Source organism: Neisseria sp. HMSC03D10 (genome assembly GCF_001807625.1).
Lineage (GTDB): Bacteria > Pseudomonadota > Gammaproteobacteria > Burkholderiales > Neisseriaceae > Neisseria > Neisseria mucosa.
Map to the genome: position 1 here is coordinate 1 of NZ_KV789577.1, position 16,540 is coordinate 16,540.

Annotated in this window: 17 protein-coding genes; 2 read left to right on the forward strand and 15 right to left on the reverse strand. The window is 52.8% G+C overall.

What is annotated here, in order from left to right:
• Positions 1–71: 71 nt before the first annotated feature.
• From HMPREF3066_RS08455 to HMPREF3066_RS08490, 8 genes are all read right to left on the reverse strand, one after another.
• Positions 72–764: an aspartate/glutamate racemase family protein gene (locus tag HMPREF3066_RS08455; RefSeq protein ID WP_009173263.1), complete on the reverse strand. Its 693-nt coding sequence runs from the start codon at positions 762–764 to the stop codon at positions 72–74.
• 37 nt (positions 765–801) lie between these two features.
• Entirely contained in the window at positions 802–1,152 is a 351-nt protein-coding gene (locus HMPREF3066_RS08460; RefSeq protein WP_070442084.1) for an MmcQ/YjbR family DNA-binding protein, read from the reverse strand.
• A gap of 77 nt (positions 1,153–1,229) precedes the next feature.
• Positions 1,230–4,334: an ABC transporter ATP-binding protein/permease gene (locus HMPREF3066_RS08465; protein WP_070442087.1), complete on the reverse strand. Its 3,105-nt coding sequence runs from the start codon at positions 4,332–4,334 to the stop codon at positions 1,230–1,232.
• Positions 4,335–4,629: 295 nt separating this feature from the next.
• Complete coding sequence (gene aspA, locus HMPREF3066_RS08470; RefSeq protein WP_070442090.1) at positions 4,630–6,027, reverse strand: aspartate ammonia-lyase; 1,398 nt, start codon at positions 6,025–6,027, stop codon at positions 4,630–4,632.
• A gap of 179 nt (positions 6,028–6,206) precedes the next feature.
• Positions 6,207–7,082, reverse strand: coding sequence for a DMT family transporter (locus HMPREF3066_RS08475; RefSeq protein WP_049222676.1), 876 nt, complete (start codon positions 7,080–7,082; stop codon positions 6,207–6,209).
• Positions 7,083–7,242: 160 nt separating this feature from the next.
• A complete protein-coding gene (locus HMPREF3066_RS08480) occupies positions 7,243–7,854 on the reverse strand; it encodes a DnaJ domain-containing protein (protein WP_070442093.1) in 612 nt (203 codons plus the stop codon).
• A gap of 174 nt (positions 7,855–8,028) precedes the next feature.
• Entirely contained in the window at positions 8,029–8,511 is a 483-nt protein-coding gene (gene ybaK / locus HMPREF3066_RS08485) for a Cys-tRNA(Pro) deacylase (RefSeq protein ID WP_070442095.1), read from the reverse strand.
• Complete coding sequence (locus tag HMPREF3066_RS08490) at positions 8,508–8,684, reverse strand: ABC transporter permease (protein ID WP_070442098.1); 177 nt, start codon at positions 8,682–8,684, stop codon at positions 8,508–8,510. Before HMPREF3066_RS08490 ends, ybaK begins: the two co-directional genes overlap by 4 nt.
• A gap of 65 nt (positions 8,685–8,749) precedes the next feature.
• On the opposite strand from HMPREF3066_RS08490, the gene HMPREF3066_RS08495 reads away from it, so the two are divergent.
• On the forward strand, positions 8,750–9,100 hold the full coding sequence (locus tag HMPREF3066_RS08495) for a RidA family protein (RefSeq protein WP_070442101.1): 351 nt from the start codon (positions 8,750–8,752) through the stop codon (positions 9,098–9,100).
• A gap of 173 nt (positions 9,101–9,273) precedes the next feature.
• Here the strand turns inward: HMPREF3066_RS08495 and HMPREF3066_RS08500 are convergent, their stop codons facing one another.
• The 4 genes from HMPREF3066_RS08500 to rpe all read right to left on the reverse strand — a co-directional run bounded on the left by HMPREF3066_RS08500 (position 9,274) and on the right by rpe (position 13,176).
• Entirely contained in the window at positions 9,274–10,572 is a 1,299-nt protein-coding gene (locus HMPREF3066_RS08500) for an adenylosuccinate synthase (RefSeq protein ID WP_070442103.1), read from the reverse strand.
• A gap of 105 nt (positions 10,573–10,677) precedes the next feature.
• Positions 10,678–11,829 (reverse strand): ATP phosphoribosyltransferase regulatory subunit, encoded by a 1,152-nt coding sequence (locus tag HMPREF3066_RS08505; protein ID WP_070442108.1) that lies wholly within the window; start codon positions 11,827–11,829, stop codon positions 10,678–10,680.
• 255 nt (positions 11,830–12,084) lie between these two features.
• The gene (locus tag HMPREF3066_RS08510) at positions 12,085–12,405 is read right to left on the reverse strand and encodes a hypothetical protein (RefSeq protein ID WP_070442111.1); all 321 of its coding nucleotides are present in this window, start codon (positions 12,403–12,405) and stop codon (positions 12,085–12,087) included.
• Positions 12,406–12,492: 87 nt separating this feature from the next.
• Positions 12,493–13,176, reverse strand: coding sequence for a ribulose-phosphate 3-epimerase (gene rpe / locus HMPREF3066_RS08515; RefSeq protein ID WP_060975147.1), 684 nt, complete (start codon positions 13,174–13,176; stop codon positions 12,493–12,495).
• Between the two features lie 303 nt (positions 13,177–13,479).
• Between rpe and HMPREF3066_RS08520 the strand changes: the two genes are divergently transcribed.
• Positions 13,480–13,860, forward strand: a complete 381-nt coding sequence (locus HMPREF3066_RS08520) for a Spy/CpxP family protein refolding chaperone (protein ID WP_420915910.1) — start codon at positions 13,480–13,482, stop codon at positions 13,858–13,860.
• A 177-nt stretch (positions 13,861–14,037) separates the two neighbouring features.
• On the opposite strand, the gene HMPREF3066_RS08525 is transcribed toward HMPREF3066_RS08520, so the two are convergent.
• The 3 genes from HMPREF3066_RS08525 to trmB are packed head-to-tail and all read right to left on the reverse strand — an operon-like array spanning position 14,038 to position 16,269.
• Complete coding sequence (locus HMPREF3066_RS08525; RefSeq protein ID WP_070442114.1) at positions 14,038–14,904, reverse strand: ATP-binding protein; 867 nt, start codon at positions 14,902–14,904, stop codon at positions 14,038–14,040.
• An 8-nt stretch (positions 14,905–14,912) separates the two neighbouring features.
• The gene (locus HMPREF3066_RS08530; RefSeq protein WP_070442118.1) at positions 14,913–15,542 is read right to left on the reverse strand and encodes a riboflavin synthase; all 630 of its coding nucleotides are present in this window, start codon (positions 15,540–15,542) and stop codon (positions 14,913–14,915) included.
• A 19-nt stretch (positions 15,543–15,561) separates the two neighbouring features.
• Positions 15,562–16,269, reverse strand: a complete 708-nt coding sequence (gene trmB, locus HMPREF3066_RS08535) for a tRNA (guanosine(46)-N7)-methyltransferase TrmB (protein ID WP_070442121.1) — start codon at positions 16,267–16,269, stop codon at positions 15,562–15,564.
• Positions 16,270–16,540: the final 271 nt, after the last annotated feature.

The window sequence follows — 16,540 nt, forward strand, 5'->3', positions numbered from 1 at the left end:
TCCTGCTACGAAGACTATGAACACGCTCTAAGAATCAACCACCCCTGTCCCAGTTTAATCAAAAGTCCTAATTACTCCGCCAGCGCCGCATCCACTGCCGAGAGCGCATGGATGGCGGTGCTGTCGAACACGGGCAGAGGGCTGTCGGTTTCGTTCACAAGCAGGCAGATTTCGGTGCAGCCGAGTATCACGCCCTGCGCGCCTTCGTTTTTCAGACGGCCTATCACGTCGTAAAAGTAGCGGGCGGATTCGGGGCGGATGCGGTTCAGGCACAGTTCGTCAAAAATAATGCGGTGGATTTCGTCTTGTTCGGCGGCGGTCGGAGCTATGGTTTGTACGCCCTGCGAACCCATGCGCTCCGTATAAAAACCGTCGCTCATGGTAAAGCGCGTGCCGAGCAGGCCGACGGCGGACAAGCCTTGCCGTTTGATGGCGGCGGCGGTGGCATCGACGACGTGCAGCAAGGGGATGCCGGCTGCCTGTTCGATGGCGGGGGCGACTTTGTGCATGGTGTTGGTGGCGAGCAGCAAAAAATCCGCGCCGCCCGCTTCCAGCTTCCGCGCGCTCTGCGCCAACACGTTTCCCGCCGCCGCCCAATCGCCGCTTTTCTGCAAACGGACGATTTCTTCAAAATCCACGCTGTCGAGCAGGATTTTGGCACTGCGGTTGCCGCCCAAACGGCGGTTGGTCTCGCGGTTGATGATTTGGTAGTAGAGCACGGTGCTTTCGGGGCTCATGCCGCCGATGATGCCTATGGTTTTCATGTTTTTCCTTTCGTTTGATGTGTGAAGTTAATCAATCCTAGCGTGTCAGCACGAAGCTGTCGTCTATCAGCCGCCACACGTTTTCTGCGGGCGTTTGCGCCAATACGATACTCAACCAGTGTTCTTTGTTCATGTGGTATGCGGGCAGGATGCCTGCCGTCGCGCGCCATGCGCCGATGTGTTCGGGGCGGCATTTGACGTTGACGATTTCCGTCAGACTACCCTCGCCCATACCCAATTTTTCAGACGGCACGGGCATATACAGGCAGAACCATTTGCGGTTGCCCGTGTGGCGGAACACGGCAAAGTCGGGGGATTTCGCCCACGGATATTCCGCCGCCGCGCCGTAGCGTTCGGCCAGTCCGTCAAACAGGGTTATTAGGTTCATGGCGTTTCTTTCTTTAATAGTGGGCTAAGGTTCGGGGTGGACATCCATACCCGCCTGCTGAGTTTTCAAACGACCTCTCACTTCTCCTGCTTCTTCAACAACACACATGCCAAAATCAGGCTGGTGGCGGCAAAGGCGGCGATGGCGGCATATTCATGCAGCAGGTCGGCGGTGTGCAGCCCTTTGGTGAAGCTGCCGACGCTGACGGTGTAGTACCACGACGACGGGAAGGTTTTGCCGATAACCAGCGCGCCGCCTTCCATGGTGGACAGCGGGTAGAGAAAGCCGGAATAGGTTTGCGCGGGAATCATGGTGATGATGGCGGTGGCGAAGATGGCGGCAAGCTGGGAGCGCACGAAGCAGGAAATCAAAAGCCCCAGCGCGGTGGTGGCGGACACCATCAAGAGTGTGCCGATGGCGAGTCCGGCAAACGAGCCTTTGAGCGGCACGCCGAACAGGTAAATAATCATCAGCATCATGGCGGCAAAATTGACCATGCCGACGGCGATATAGGGAAGCTGTTTGCCGATCAGATATTGCGCCACGGCGGCGGGCGATGCGTAGAAATTGGCGATGGAGCCGATTTCGCGTTCGCGCACCACGCCGACCGCCGACATCATGGCAGGTATCATCATCAACACCAGCATCATCACGCCCGGGGCGATGGCGTTGATGCTGTTGAAATCCTGATTGTACATAAAGCGCGGTTCGATGCCGGTGGGGGCTTTGAGCGAAACGGGCAGCCCGCTTTCGGCGATGCGGTCTTTGGTGTAGGCGGTGATCAGGCTGCCGATGTAGCCGCGGATGTTGGTGGCGTTAAACGGCATGGAGCCGTCCACATAAAAACCGACTTCGGGTTTGAGCCCGCGCGCCAAATCACGCCCGAAACCGCTCGGAATATCGATGACCAATATGGCGCCGGAGCTTTTGAGCACGGTGTCGATTTCGGCTTCGGACTGTATCGGCGGCTGTTGGAGGAAATAGCGCGAACCGTCGAAATACTCAACCAGCTCGCGGCTGGCGGCGGTTTGGTCGCGGTCGTAAACGGCGAATTTCAGATTCCGCACGTCAAACGAAATCCCCCATGATACCGACGCCATGATAATCAACGGGCCGAACACGGCGAAAAACAAACGGATTTTGTCGCGCAGAAGTTCTTTGGCTTCGCGGCGGGCGAAGGTCCAAATCATGGAAAAACGGTATTTGAAGGTGTCGGTGTTTGGGTTGTCTCGTAGGGTGTGTGAACTTTGTTCACGCACGCCGTTTTGAGTTTCAGACGACCCTGTATCTTTTCCTTGAAGGTCGTCTGAAAGCTCAGAATGCCCGTTATCCGATGCCACTTCCGCGTGCGTGGCTTGCGCCACACACCCTACGGTCGGAGTTTCCTTCGGCAGGGTGTGTGAACTTGGTTCACGCACGCCGTTTTGGGTTTCAGACGACCCTGTATCTTTTCCTTGAAGGTCGTCTGAAAGTGCAGAATGCCTGTCATCCGACTCCCCTTCCGCGTGCGTGGTTTGCGCCACACACCCTACGGTCGGAGTTTCCGCCGGTAGGGTGTGTGAACTTGGTTCACGCACGCCGTCTGTATTTTGGAGCAACTCGCGTTGATCACTTTCAGAGTGCGCAGCCTCCTGGCGGGACAACCCTTCCCCACCTTCCCCGCCTTCCGCTTCAATCAGATACTGCACAAACGCCTCTTCCAAATCCGGCGCATTCTGCCTTGCCGCCAGTTCGGCGGGCGTACCCACCGCCAGCACGCGGCCTTTGTGCATAAAGGAAATGCGGTCGCAGCGGGCGGCTTCGTTCATAAAGTGGGTAGAAACGAAAATGGTGATTTTGTCTTCGCGGGAGAGTTTCAGAAGATGCCGCCAAAACATATCGCGCGCGGCGGGATCGACCCCCGAAGTCGGTTCGTCCAAAATCAATACTTCGGGATGGTGCAGGCAGGCGGCGGCCAGTTGCAGGCGTTGGCGGATGCCCAGCGGCAGCGATGCGGGCGCGGTGTCGGCAACGTCCGCCAAATCAAACTGTTGCAGGGCTTCTTCCACCGCCGCCGCGCCTTTAGCGCCCATCTGGTAGAGTCTGGCGTGCAAATCCAGATTGTGGCACACGCTCAGTTCTTCATACAGCGAAAACGCCTGCGACATATAGCCGACGCGCATTTTCGTGTCCAAGCCGCCCGCGTCTATCGGCTTGCCCAACAACGTGGCGGCGCCTTCTGTCGCTTCTAACAGGCCGGTCAGCATTTTCATGGTGGTGGACTTGCCGCAGCCGTTGCTGCCGAGAAAGCCGAAAATCTCGCCTTTTTGAATGGTGAAGCTGACGTGGTCCACAGCAGTAAAATCGCCGAAACGCTTGGTCAGCCCGTGCGCTTCCATTGCGGGCGGCGCATCGGGATCGGGGACGAACGGCGTAATGTCCAAACCGCCCGAACCCTGCTGTTTCTCCGGCGGCAGCATTTTGACGTAGGCCTCTTCCAACACGTCGGTGCCGTAATCCGCCAGCACATCGGCAGTAGGCTTGTTTTCCAGCAGCCTGCCCGCGTCCATCGCCAGCAGCCGCTCAAAACGCTGCGCCTCTTCAATATAGGCGGTCGCCACAATCACGGTCATGCCCGCGTGTTCCCGCCGCAAATCGTCCACCAACGCCCAAAACTGACGACGCGACAAAGGGTCCACGCCCGTGGTCGGTTCGTCCAAAATCAGCAAATCCGGACTATGTACCAGCGCGCAGCACAAACTCAGTTTCTGCTTCATCCCGCCCGATAGCTTGCCCGCCGCCCTGCCGGAAAACGGCGCAAGGCGGGTCGCCTCCATCAGCCGCGCAATCTGCCGCGTACGCTCCTGCCCGTCCAAACCAAACAGCCGCGCGTGGAAATCGATATTCTCATACACCGACAAGGTAGGATACAAGTTGCGCCCCAAACCCTGCGGCATAAAGGCGATGCGGTGCGACAAATCCCGCCGCACGTCCTTGTCCGCCATATCGCCGCCCAACACTTCCACCCGTCCGTCCTGAATCACCTTCACACCCGCCATCAGCGAGAGCAGCGTCGATTTGCCCACGCCGTCCGGCCCGATCAAACCGACCGTCGCGCCTTTCGGAATGTCCAGCGACACACCGTCAAGCGCAAGAGTCTTGCCGTAGCGGTGGGAAAGGTTTTGGATGGAAACGGTGTTCATGATGTGGCCTTTTTTGCAGAAAACGGGATTTCAGACGACCTGTTCGTCACGGCTGATTCCATCGGGCTTACGGCTTAAAAGCTCTGCCGACGCCTCACCCGCAGGTATGTATCCGCTTCATCAGTTACCTACCCGAGGTCGTCTGAAAAAGCGGATAACAGCCTAATCAAGGAAATTGAATATGTCTGAAAATTTCCCTTAATACCGTGAAACATAATGAAAGGATACATCGAACAAAGGTCGTCTGAAAACCTTGTCCATAGGCTTTCAGACGACCTTTTCTTTATGCCCTACCTTACAAATGCGGGTTCATCAGGTTTTCGGGCGACAGGATGCGGTCAAGTTCCGCTTCGCTCAAGAGGCCGCGTTCGAGCACGACTTCGCGCACGCCTTTGCCGGTTTGGGCGCAGATTTTGCCGACCAAATCGCCGTTGCCGTGGCCGATATACGGGTTCAGGTAAGTGACCAAGCCGATGGAGTTAAACACATAGCGTTCGCAGATTTCGCGGTTGACAGTAATGCCTTTGACGCATTTCTCGGCGAGGTTTACCGCAGCGTTGCCCAAGAGGGAGATGGTTTCAAACATACATTGCGCGATGACCGGCTCCATCACGTTTAATTGCAACTGCCCCGCTTCGGCGGCGAAGGTGATGGTGGTGTCGTTGCCGATGACTTTGAAGCAGACTTGGTTGACCACTTCGGGAATCACGGGGTTGACTTTGGCGGGCATAATCGACGAGCCTGCCTGCATTTCCGGCAGGTTGATTTCTTTCAAACCGGCGCGCGGGCCGGACGACAAGAGACGCAAGTCGTTACAGATTTTCGATAATTTCACCGCCGTGCGTTTCAATGCGCCGTGTACCATCACATACGCGCCGCAGTCGGAAGTGGCTTCAATCAGGTTTTCGGTCAGTTTGCAATCCAAGCCGCTGACTTCGGACAATTTTTTCACTGCCAAAGCCGCGTAGCCTTTCGGCGTGTTCACACCCGTGCCGATGGCGGTTGCGCCCAAGTTGACTTCCAACAACAAGGCGCGCGTGCGGTTCAGATTCAAAATCTCTTCTTCCAGCAACACTTGGAAAGACTGGAATTCCTGACCCGCCGTCATCGGTACGGCATCTTGAAGCTGGGTGCGTCCCATTTTCAAAACATCTTTAAACTCATCGGCTTTGGCGGCAAACGCGTCTTTCAGCAACGCCAGTTTTTCCAGCAGTTCGCCGACACTGTAATACACCGCCAGCCTGAAGCCGGTCGGATAGGCGTCGTTGGTGGACTGGCTGGCGTTCACATGGTCCATCGGGTTAACGATGTCGTAGCGGCCTTTCTCGTAGCCCAATATTTCCAAAGCAAGGTTGGCAATCACTTCGTTGGTGTTCATGTTGACCGAAGTCCCCGCACCGCCCTGATACACGTCGGACGGGAATTGGTCGAGGCAGCGGCCTTTGAGCAACACTTCGTCGCAAGCCTTTTCGATGGCAGCGGCGATTTCGGGTTTTACTGCGCCCAATTCGCCGTTTGCCTGCGCGGTCGCTTTTTTCACCATCACCATGCTGCGGACAAACTGCGGCACGTCGGAAATTTTTTGATTGGAAATTTTAAAGTTCTCTACCGCGCGCAAAGTATGGATGCCCCAATACGCCTCGGTGGGGATTTCGCGGTCGCCCAGCAAATCGTGTTCGATACGGACAGTCATTTCTCTTACCTTCTCATTCGTTGGTTTATCAAGTAATGTGCATATGCAGGCGGAACATTAGACCGTTTTGCATGGGTTGTCTAGCTGCAAATGCGCCGTTGTTATCAAAGCAGGAAAAACACTCCCACCCGAAAGACAAAAGGTCGTCTGAAACCTTTTTCAGACGACCTTTTACATGCTTACATCCCGACCAGCCCCCGTATCTGCGGCCAGTAAAATAAACAGGCGATGGCGCAGACGGCGACGCTGATGCCTGCGGCGTTGATGCTGCTGATTTTTTCTTTAAACGCCATCGCGCCGACCAGCGTTCCCAAAACAATGACGCCGATGTTCATGCCTGCGAAGACCAGTGTCGGATTGTCTTTCATCATTTGGTGGGCGGTAATGTAGGTAACGATGTTGGCGAAATTCAAACCGCCCAGGACGATGCCGCCGATAATGCCTTCTTTCGTCCATTTGGTCGATTGGGAGAAAAGGTAGCCGAACATCAAAATACCGGCGAGGCTGAAGGCGACCAAGAGGTTGCCGGAAAACGCCGTACCGCTTTTGGCAAGCTGTTTGAAGAGGATGTCGATGATGCCGTAGCCCGCCCAAACGCCCGCAAGCAGCGTGATTTGCGTACCCAATCCGCCCGATTTCTTGCCGCCGTCGGCTTTCCACAACAAGCAGAACAAAGCCACAAACGCCAAAACGATGCCTATCAGCCGCCCTTCGGTCAAGGCTTCGCCAAAAATGACGAACGCGGAAATAATCGGCAATATCAAAGACAAACGCTGCGCCGCATCGGACTTGACGATACCCGCCGCATCGACCGCCTTGCCCATAATCACAAACACCGAAGGCAGCAGCACGCCCAGCGCGCCAAACAGCCACCAAGTCGGCAAAAAGGCTTTCGGGTTGCTCAAATCGGGTTTCAATACCCAAGCCGTCAACGCCACTGCGACGATGTAGTTCACCGCCACCGCCTGCGCGACGTCGATTTTGTTCTTACGCGCCAATTTGAGCAATACCGACACAGACACGCTGCACAGTATGCTTGCCAATAAATAAATCATGTTTTTCCTTTAATTGAATGTGTCGGATGCGTGGACAAATTTTCAGACGACCTTGTTGGTGTCCTGTTTTGATATTTAGTTTTCCGCAAACGACCCATACAAAAATTTCAGACGACCCCGGGATGCGAAGGTCGTCTGAAAACAAGGCGGGCGGTTGCGCTTAGAACCAAGTATCCAAAGACATACGCTTGTTGTCCATCAGTCTGACGAAACCTGCCGCCAGACGGTAAGCAAACCAAACCGATACCAAAAACAGCAACACAGAGCCGATGCCGATAAACGCGGTGATTTTACTCAAAACAACCCCCGCCAGACCGCCCCAGAAGGTTTTAATCAGATAGTCTGCGTGGTTATTATAAACCGAGTCTCCCATATCGCCACGTTTTACATACGTCAAAACAATGCCGGCTACAGGCATCACGAAGGTCGCAAATGCCAAGGCAAACAAGGCATACATCGCCATCACATAAGTCCGGTCGCCGTCTTGGCGCGGCGCTTCCGCCGTATGTTCGCTACCGGTCTGCTGGCTGGCGGTCTGCCCGCTTCTACCGCTGAATTCACGGAGCGACTCGTCGTACCATGCCCGACGTTCGGGATCGACCAGCGTATCGTAAGCCTGACGGATTTCCTTAAAACGCTCTTCCGCTTCGGGATTGCCGGGATTACGATCGGGATGGTATTTCATTGCCGAATCGCGATAGGCTTTTCTGATTTCTGCAATGTCCGCATCCGCCGAAATGCCGAGAATTTCATAAAAATTACGGTTTTCCATATTAGGGTGTGCCTCTTTGGTTTGTGTTTGCCAAAGCCCGATACCGTGAAATCACGCCAACAGGCTGTTTGACAGAATGAAAACAGATATAAAATCAGGCATTGTGTTCTTTTTATAAAACCTTCAAATTTGCCCGAATCTGCGTTTCCCGACTTAAAACCGTTTTGCATCCCTTTAGACGGCGACCTGTACATCCTGCGGATTCAAAGCCCGCAAAGCCTGCGGACTGACACCGATGATAAATCCGCGCTTGCCGCCGTTGATATAAACTTTCTCCAAATCCCAAATACTTTTTTCAACATACACAGGCAACCGGGTTTTCATACCGAAAGGCGTCGTCCCGCCCACCAGATAGCCCGTCCATTTGTTTGCCTGTTTCGGATCGGCAGGCTCGATGTGTTTCATGCCCAAATCGCGCGCCAGATTGCGGGTTGAAATCTGCTTGTTGCCGTGCATTACGACAACCAACCCTTTCTTCGCTTCGTTTTGCAGCACGATGGTTTTGACCACCTGATGCTCGTCCACGCCGAACAACTGTGCAAACTGCCCTGTCCCGCCGTGTTCCTCATAAACATAAATATAAGGCTCAAAATCAATTTGATGTGTACGCAAGAAACGGACGGCAGGAGTAACCGGATAATCGGTATTTTTGCTCATGATGCAGTTCCAATAATATTCAGACGACCTAAAACCAATATGACAATGACGCGTAAAAATAGTTTCCGCATCTTTTCAAAAACAACAAAACCGCCCGCCTGCTGTGGCAGACAATCAAGCTGAATGTTACCATAAGCCCCTGCCCAATATCCGCCATCCTGTTGCAACCCCATCAGGCAAACCGAAATCCGACGACGGGACAGAATGCCCCGTACGCCCCAACCTCAAGGAATATCAAATGAATATCCGATACCTCGGTTCCACCGAACGCTACTCCGAAGCCGTCTGCGCCGGAGGATTCGTCTTCCTCTCAGGCATGGTTCCCGAAAACCCCGAAGCCGATGCCAAAGCCCAGACCGAAAACGTCTTGGCACAAATCGACCGCTGGCTTGAAGAATGCGGCTCCGACAAAGCACACATCCTCGAAGCCACCATCTTCCTGACCGATATGAACGACTACGCCGCCATGAACGAAGCCTGGGATGCCTGGACAGCCCCCGGCCGCGCCCCTGCCCGCGCCTGTATCGAAGCCAAACTCGCCAAACCGGAATGGGCGCTCGAAATCAAAGTATCCGCCGTGTGCAAGTGATTGGATTAGGCAAGAGGTCGTCTGAAAACTACAGTCGATTTTTCAGACGACCCCTTTCATAAAAAATGCAACGAAAGCAGAGCGATTGGATTGACGGTAAAGTAAATCACCTATCAATACAAAAAGGTCGTCTGAAAGCCCAAGTTTTCAGACGACCTTTTACAATCAAAGCATTATGCGAACGGATGATGCAAAACGATGGTTTCTTCGCGGTCGGGGCCGGTAGAGACGATGGCTACCGGTGCGCCGCAGACTTCTTCGATGCGTTTCAAATATGCTTTGGCATTGGCAGGCAATGCGTCGTAGCTTTTCACGCCGACAGTCGATTCGCTCCAGCCGTGCATGGTTTCGTAAATCGGCTTGCAGATTTCTACCGCGTCCGAACCGCAAGGCAGGATGTCGGTTTTGCTGCCGTCGGGCAATTCGTAGCCGACGCAGATATTGATGGTTTCAATGCCGTCCATCACGTCCAGTTTGGTGATACACATACCGGAAATGCCGTTGACTTGGATGGAGCGTTTCAACGTGGCGGCATCAAACCAACCGCAGCGGCGTGCGCGACCGGTTACGGAGCCGAATTCGTGTCCGCGCTCTGCCAAACCCGCACCTACTTCGTCAAACAATTCAGTTGGGAACGGGCCTGAACCGACGCGCGTGGTATAGGCTTTGACGATACCCAAAACATAATCCAGCATTTGCGGACCTACGCCTGCGCCTGCGGAAGCGGCTCCTGCCAAGCAGTTGGACGAGGTAACGAAGGGGTAAGTGCCGTAATCGATATCCAACAGCGTGCCTTGTGCGCCTTCAAACAGCAGTTTTTCGCCGTTTTTGTTTTTCTCGTTCAACACGCGGGATACGTCGGTAATCATAGGCGTAATACGCGGCGCAACTTTTTCGATAACCGCCATCACATCTGCCGCTTTAACCGGCTCGGCATTGTGCAGATGTTGCAATTGAACGTTGTAATAAGCGAGGATGGCATCCAGTTTTTCACGCAGTTTTTCAGGATGCAGCAAATCAACGACACGGATGGCGCGGCGTGCCACTTTGTCTTCGTAGGCTGGGCCGATGCCGCGACCGGTCGTGCCGATTTTGCCTTTGCCGCGCGATGCTTCGCGGGCTTGGTCAAGCGCGATGTGGTAAGGCAGGATCAGCGGACAGGTCGGCGCGATTTTCAGACGACCCTCGACGTTTTTCACGCCTGCTGCGTTCAACTCGTCGATTTCGCCCAACAATGCTTCGGGGGATACGACAACGCCGGAACCGATGAAGCAATCCAAGTTTTCATGCAGGATGCCGCTCGGAATCAGGCGCAAAATGGTTTTCTTGCCGCCGACGACCAGAGTATGACCCGCATTGTGGCCGCCTTGGAAACGCACAACACCGCTGGTTTCTTCCGCCAGCCAGTCAACGATTTTACCTTTGCCTTCATCACCCCACTGGGCGCCGATTACTACAACATTTTTAGCCATAGCCATATAACCTATTAATATTAAAAAATTATCGTGAATCAACTTCAAACCAAGACGGCTTTGCGCCCTGCCCTGATTTGCCTTTAATCCGCTATGAATGGGTATTTAAATTTTCTCAACCTGCCAAACGCCGTCCGCCTTTTTCAGACGACCTGCAACCTCTTCCGAAGCATTGTGTCCGATACCGTAGTCGACAACGACACACTGCCCTTGTTCACGCAAGGCTTCGACTGCTTCGCGAGCCGCTTCGGCATCTTCCGCATCGACCAAGACGACGGGCTGCCGCTCAATGGCGGGCAAACGTCCGATAAAGCTGCGCAAGTCGAAACTGAATCCCGTTGCCGGACGCGCACGGCCGAAATATTCGCCCAATCCGTCATAACGCCCGCCCCGAGCGACCGCGTCATGGAAATTGGAACCGTATGCGGCATACAGCAAGCCCGTGTGGTAATTGTCGACGCGCAGTTCGGATAAGTCGATATGGACTTTCTGATTCGGGAAGGCATCGCACACTGCCTGCAATTCGTCCAATGCGCTACCGACTGCCGACAAATCCGGCAATCGTTCGCGTGCAGCGGACAACACTTCCCGTCCGCCATACAGACGCGGCAGCAGCGAAAATGCTTTCGCCCACATGCCGTCCAGCTTCCAAACCTTAACCTGCGCTTCGACCGCTTCGGTATCTTTATCCTGCATCAAAGCAAGCAGCGTTGCGGACTGCTCCGCATCCAAATGCGCCGCATCTGACAAAGCGCGGAACACGCCGATATGACCCAGCGACAGCAAAACCTCGCCCATATCAGCAATCTTCATGCTTTTGAGCATCAGGTCAATCAGTTCGATATCCGCCCGTATGTCGGCGAAACCATACATCTCCGCCCCCGCCTGCAAAGGTTCGCGCATATTGAGCAAACCCTCCGGCCGCGCGTGCAACACAGGACCTGCGTAGCACAATCGGTTAATCCCTTGATTGGCGGACAAAAGATGCGCATCGATACGCGCCACTTGCGGCGTAATATCGGCACGGATGCCCAACTGCCGACCGCTCAGCTGATCGACCACCAAAATGGTTTTCAAAGACAAACCCGCGTCAATGTGCGTCAGCAGGGAATGGCTGTATTCCATCAGCGGTGGCTGTACCAGCTCGTAACCGTGCACTCGGAACAAAGTCAACAACTGCTCTCGCGCGCTTTCCAACTGTCGGGCGTTGGTCGGCAACACATCGGCAACATGTTCGGGAAGCTGCCAAGATTGCATGGGAATCTACCTTCTATCTGTTTTTGTAAACGCAAAGGGCTGCTTGAATTTAAAACCAGACGGACACACAGCCCGCTTCTCGAAATACGCCGCGCAAACGATGCAGCGTTTCCAACAAATCTGATTTTAAATTCAAACAGCCCCTGAATGACGGCTTTAAACCGCCGAGTTATTAAAAGCAGACTTTACCATACAAAACAGTTTTGTGCAGCCTGTTTTCATACAAAAGTCGTCTGAAAAAAGATGGGCAATCCTCTATTCGCAATGGAGATTGCTTGTTTTCTCTTTAAAAGAATCCATCGCAATTTGGCACATACGTTGCCGTTGTCCCAAATCTGCCGCAGGCAGCGATTGAAATAAAAATTTTGTATTGTTGCGTTGAAAATCGGCTTTCTTGCCTGCCTTTTTATAACACTCGTCTGCGCGTGCGAAATATTGACGGCAGATTTCCGGCAATTCTTCCAACGATAAAGGTTTGTGCTTATGCATCCCATGCGCTGACACGGTCAGCGGAGAGATTGCAAAAACCGCTGCCGCAACAAATTTCAAACTTTTTTGAAACCAATAATTTTTCATAATAAAACCTTAAAATCTATATCTACATGATGATTTTGCTTTTCGCAAAATCCGCTACATTTGTTTTCAGACGACCTCAAAGCTAACTCAACCAAGGTGCGCCAGTTGTCCGCGCATTTCGGTAATTACTGTCTTATAGTCCGGCTTGCCAAAGATGGCGGAACCTGCCACAAAAGTATCGGCGCCTGCCGCCGCGACGGCGGCGATATTGTCGGTTTTGATGCCGCCGTCTACTTCGATGGCGATGTGCCGCCCGCTTTGCGCTTCGTACCGATCCAACATCGCCCGCACTTGACGGATTTTTTCAAGGGTGTGCGGGATGAAGCTTTGTCCGCCGAAACCGGGGTTGACCGACATCAGCAATACCATGTCCAACCTGTCCAATACGTTTTCCAAAACGTAGGCGGGAGTGGCCGGATTCAACACCAATCCTGCCTGACAGCCCGCATCTTTAATCAGGCTGAGGCTGCGGTCGATATGGCGGCTGGCTTCGGGATGAAACGTGATAATCGACGCCCCTGCTTTGGCAAATGCCTGAATCAGATCGTCAACGGGTTCGACCATCAGATGCACATCAATCGGCACGGTGGCATAAGGCTTCAACGCCGCGCAGACCATAGGGCCGAAAGTCAGATTCGGCACATAATGATTGTCCATCACGTCGAAATGAATCAAATCGGCTCCCGCTTCGATAACTTTCGTTACTTCCTCACCCAAACGGGCAAAATCGGCGGATAAGATGCTGGGCGCAATACGGAAATTGTGGTTCATAGAAATCCAGTCGGATGGTGTGGTTTGATAAACGGATAATTTTTCATATTCTACCACCAACGCCTCACGCAACACTAACTATGCATTATTAATATTTAACAAAAGTAAGCATATGCATAAATAATTATAGGTTAAGGATATGTTTTGTAAGAAATAAAATAAAGATATGAAGTTAACAAAAGTTAACTGGAGGGATACTGCCTTTCACACGCTAATCGGGTATATTTGCGCGGTTACGGAAACTAGGAAAACGCTGTGTCTGTCGGATTCAAATCTTATTTACCCCTCTGTGCATTATCGGTTGTGCTGCTGACGGCTGTCGGTCAAGCGCACGCCGGCCCCCAATATATCAAGCTGGACGATTTTCAAGCCAATTGCGACATCCGCTCCCTTAATCTGACGCAAGACCAACACAATGCTTTGCGCCGAATCCGCAATGATTACAAACAGGCATCGGACAAAGCATACCGTAAACTCGTCCGCACAGACCGTAACCGCCGCCAAGTCATTATGAAAATCCTTGCGGCAGATAATTTCGATCAAAACAACGCCCGCGATTATGTCGAAACCCGCTACTTGTCAAGCATGGATTTTGCCGTGGAAGAATTAGAAATCCAACACCGCTTCTACCACCTGCTCAATCCGCGCCAACGCCAGATTTGGCTCTCTTCCTGCCTTCGCTGACATATCGCTTTCCTGATTGATCCGTACAAAAAGGTCGTCTGAAATCCTGTTTCAGACGACCTTTTAAACGATATGGCGATTCAAAGCGATGCGGCCGGAAGCAATTGAACCGGAAAAAGCTTTCCCTACCCTTATCCTCCCGCAGATTTCAGTACGGCAGACCTATTTCCCAAAAACTCAATCCAAAACCCGTTGTTCCGGCAAACGCCCTGCCCAATCGCACGCAAACTGCCAAGCCGAACGCCCCGAGCGGTTGCCGCGCATTTGAGCCCATTGCAACGCCGCCTTGCGCGCCGTTTCATCAAAATCCACGCCGAAGTCGCCCATCCAATTTTCGACCGCTTGGAGGTAGTCGTTTTGATCGAACGGATAAAAACTCAACCACAAACCGAAACGGTCGGACAGGGAAATTTTTTCCTCAACAGCTTCTTTTTGATGAATTTCGCCACGTATGCCCGTTGTCCCGATATTTTCATCCATATATTCAGGCATCAGGTGGCGCCGGTTGGACGTCGCGTACACCAATACGTTGCTGCATCTTTGCGACAAACCGCCGTCCAATGCGGTTTTTAGGGCTTTGTAGGTTTCATCACCGGTTTCAAACGATAGGTCATCGCAGAATACGATGAATTTTTCGGGACGGTCTTTCAGCAAAAAAAGCAGCGCGGGCAGGCTGACCAAATCGCTCTTATCAACTTCAATCAGACGCAGCCCTTGCTCGGCATATTCGTGCAACAGGGCTTTGACCAGCGAGGATTTGCCCGTTCCGCGTGAACCGCTCATCAAAACATTATTCGCGGAGCGGCCTGCCAAAAACTGCTCGGTATTGCGTTTCAGTTTTTCGGTTTGCGTTCCGACGGCAGCCAGACGGTCAAGCGGGAATGTATGCGGGTTTGGCAGGCTCTCCAAAATCCCTTTTTTACCGACGCTGTGCCAACGGTAAGCCAAAGCGTTCCAGTCGGTTTTGCCGGGTTCTTCGGGCAATACCAAATCAAGACGGTTTAAAACGGAATAGGCTTTTTGCAAAAAGGCGGCGAGTTTCATATGTGCTCCTATTGTCCTGATATAGCAGGATTTTGTTGCGCCATCACGCGCATTACGGTATCGACAACGGCTTGGGTTTGCGGATCGATTTCAATATTGATGACGTCGCCCTCTTTCCGACTGCCGAACAAAGTGCGCGTCAAAGTTTCCGGAATCAGGTGGACATTGAATTCCATATCGGTAACGTCGCCTATGGTCAGGCTGCAACCGTCCAAGCCGACAAAGCCTTTGCTCAAAATATAAGGTTTGAGCTCGGGTGGCAGTGCAAACCATACTGTGCGGTTAAACTCGCTGCGTTCTATCCGCGTAATCTGCGTAGTCGTCATGATATGCCCGCTCATGACGTGTCCGCCGATTTCATCGCCAAAACGGGCGGCACGTTCGAGATTAACGGCATCTCCCGTTTTCAGACGACCCAAATTGGTCTTTTCCAAGGTTTCTTTCATCAAATCAAAGCTGACCGTATCGCCGTCGATTTGGGTAATGGTCAGGCAGCAGCCGTTGTTGGCGACGGATGCACCGATTTGCAGATGCTCGGTCATCCCATCGGGCAGCTTGACAACATGGGTACGGAAATCGGCGGACGGTTCTCGAATGGCAATGATTTCGCCGACACCTTGGACGATACCTGTAAACATGGGAGATTCTCCAATCGGTTTATTTGATGCGTTTGAAAACCAAATCCCAAACGCCGTGCCCCAAACGTTTGCCGCGGGCTTCAAATTTCGTTTCGGGACGGTAGTCGGGCGTAGGCGCGTAATCAGCGGCGGTATTTTGCAAATTGTCAAAACCGCTCAACACTTCCAGCATCTGCTGCGCGTATTCTTCCCAGTCGGTCGCCAGATGGATATAACCACCGACTTTCAGCTTGGGCAGCAGTTTCTGCACAAACGGCGTTTGCACCAAGCGGCGTTTGTTATGTCGTTTTTTGTGCCAAGGGTCGGGAAAGAAAATGTGGATACCGTCGAGCACGTCGTCTGAAAGCATATTTTCGACCACTTCGACCGCATCATGCCGCATCACGCGGATATTGCCGATGTGTTCTTCTTCAATCAATTTCAAAATGTTGCCGACGCCGGGACCATGTACATCAATCGCCAAAAAGTCGGTATCAGGCAGGCGCTTGGCAATTTCAACAGTCGCCACGCCCATGCCGAAACCGATTTCCAACACCTTGGGACGGTCGCTGCCGAAACGCTGATTCAAGTCCAACACGGAATCTTGGTAATCGATGCCGAATTGCGGCCACATCGTATCAATGGCACGCTGCTGCGCCGCAGTCATATGCCCTTGACGCAACACAAAGCTGCGGATGGAGCGTCTGTGCGCTTCAGGAATGGTGGAATCCGGGGTTATTTCGTTCATAAATTATTTCTTGTATCTGATAAAACTGGGGAAAGGTCGTCTGAAAATCTGCGATATGGTTTCAGACGACCTCCGAATGTATGGGGTCAACCGTTAAACGGTTTGTTTTTATCGTTGATGAATAAACATGAGCCAAGCCGCTGACAGTATCAATCCTGCCGAATTTGTTTGCTTGCTGTTTTAAAGCATGACTAAATGGCTCACTTGGAGCTTAGGCACGCATTCTTGTTCATCCACTATATCGTTAATGAAATCACTATCACTGACAATA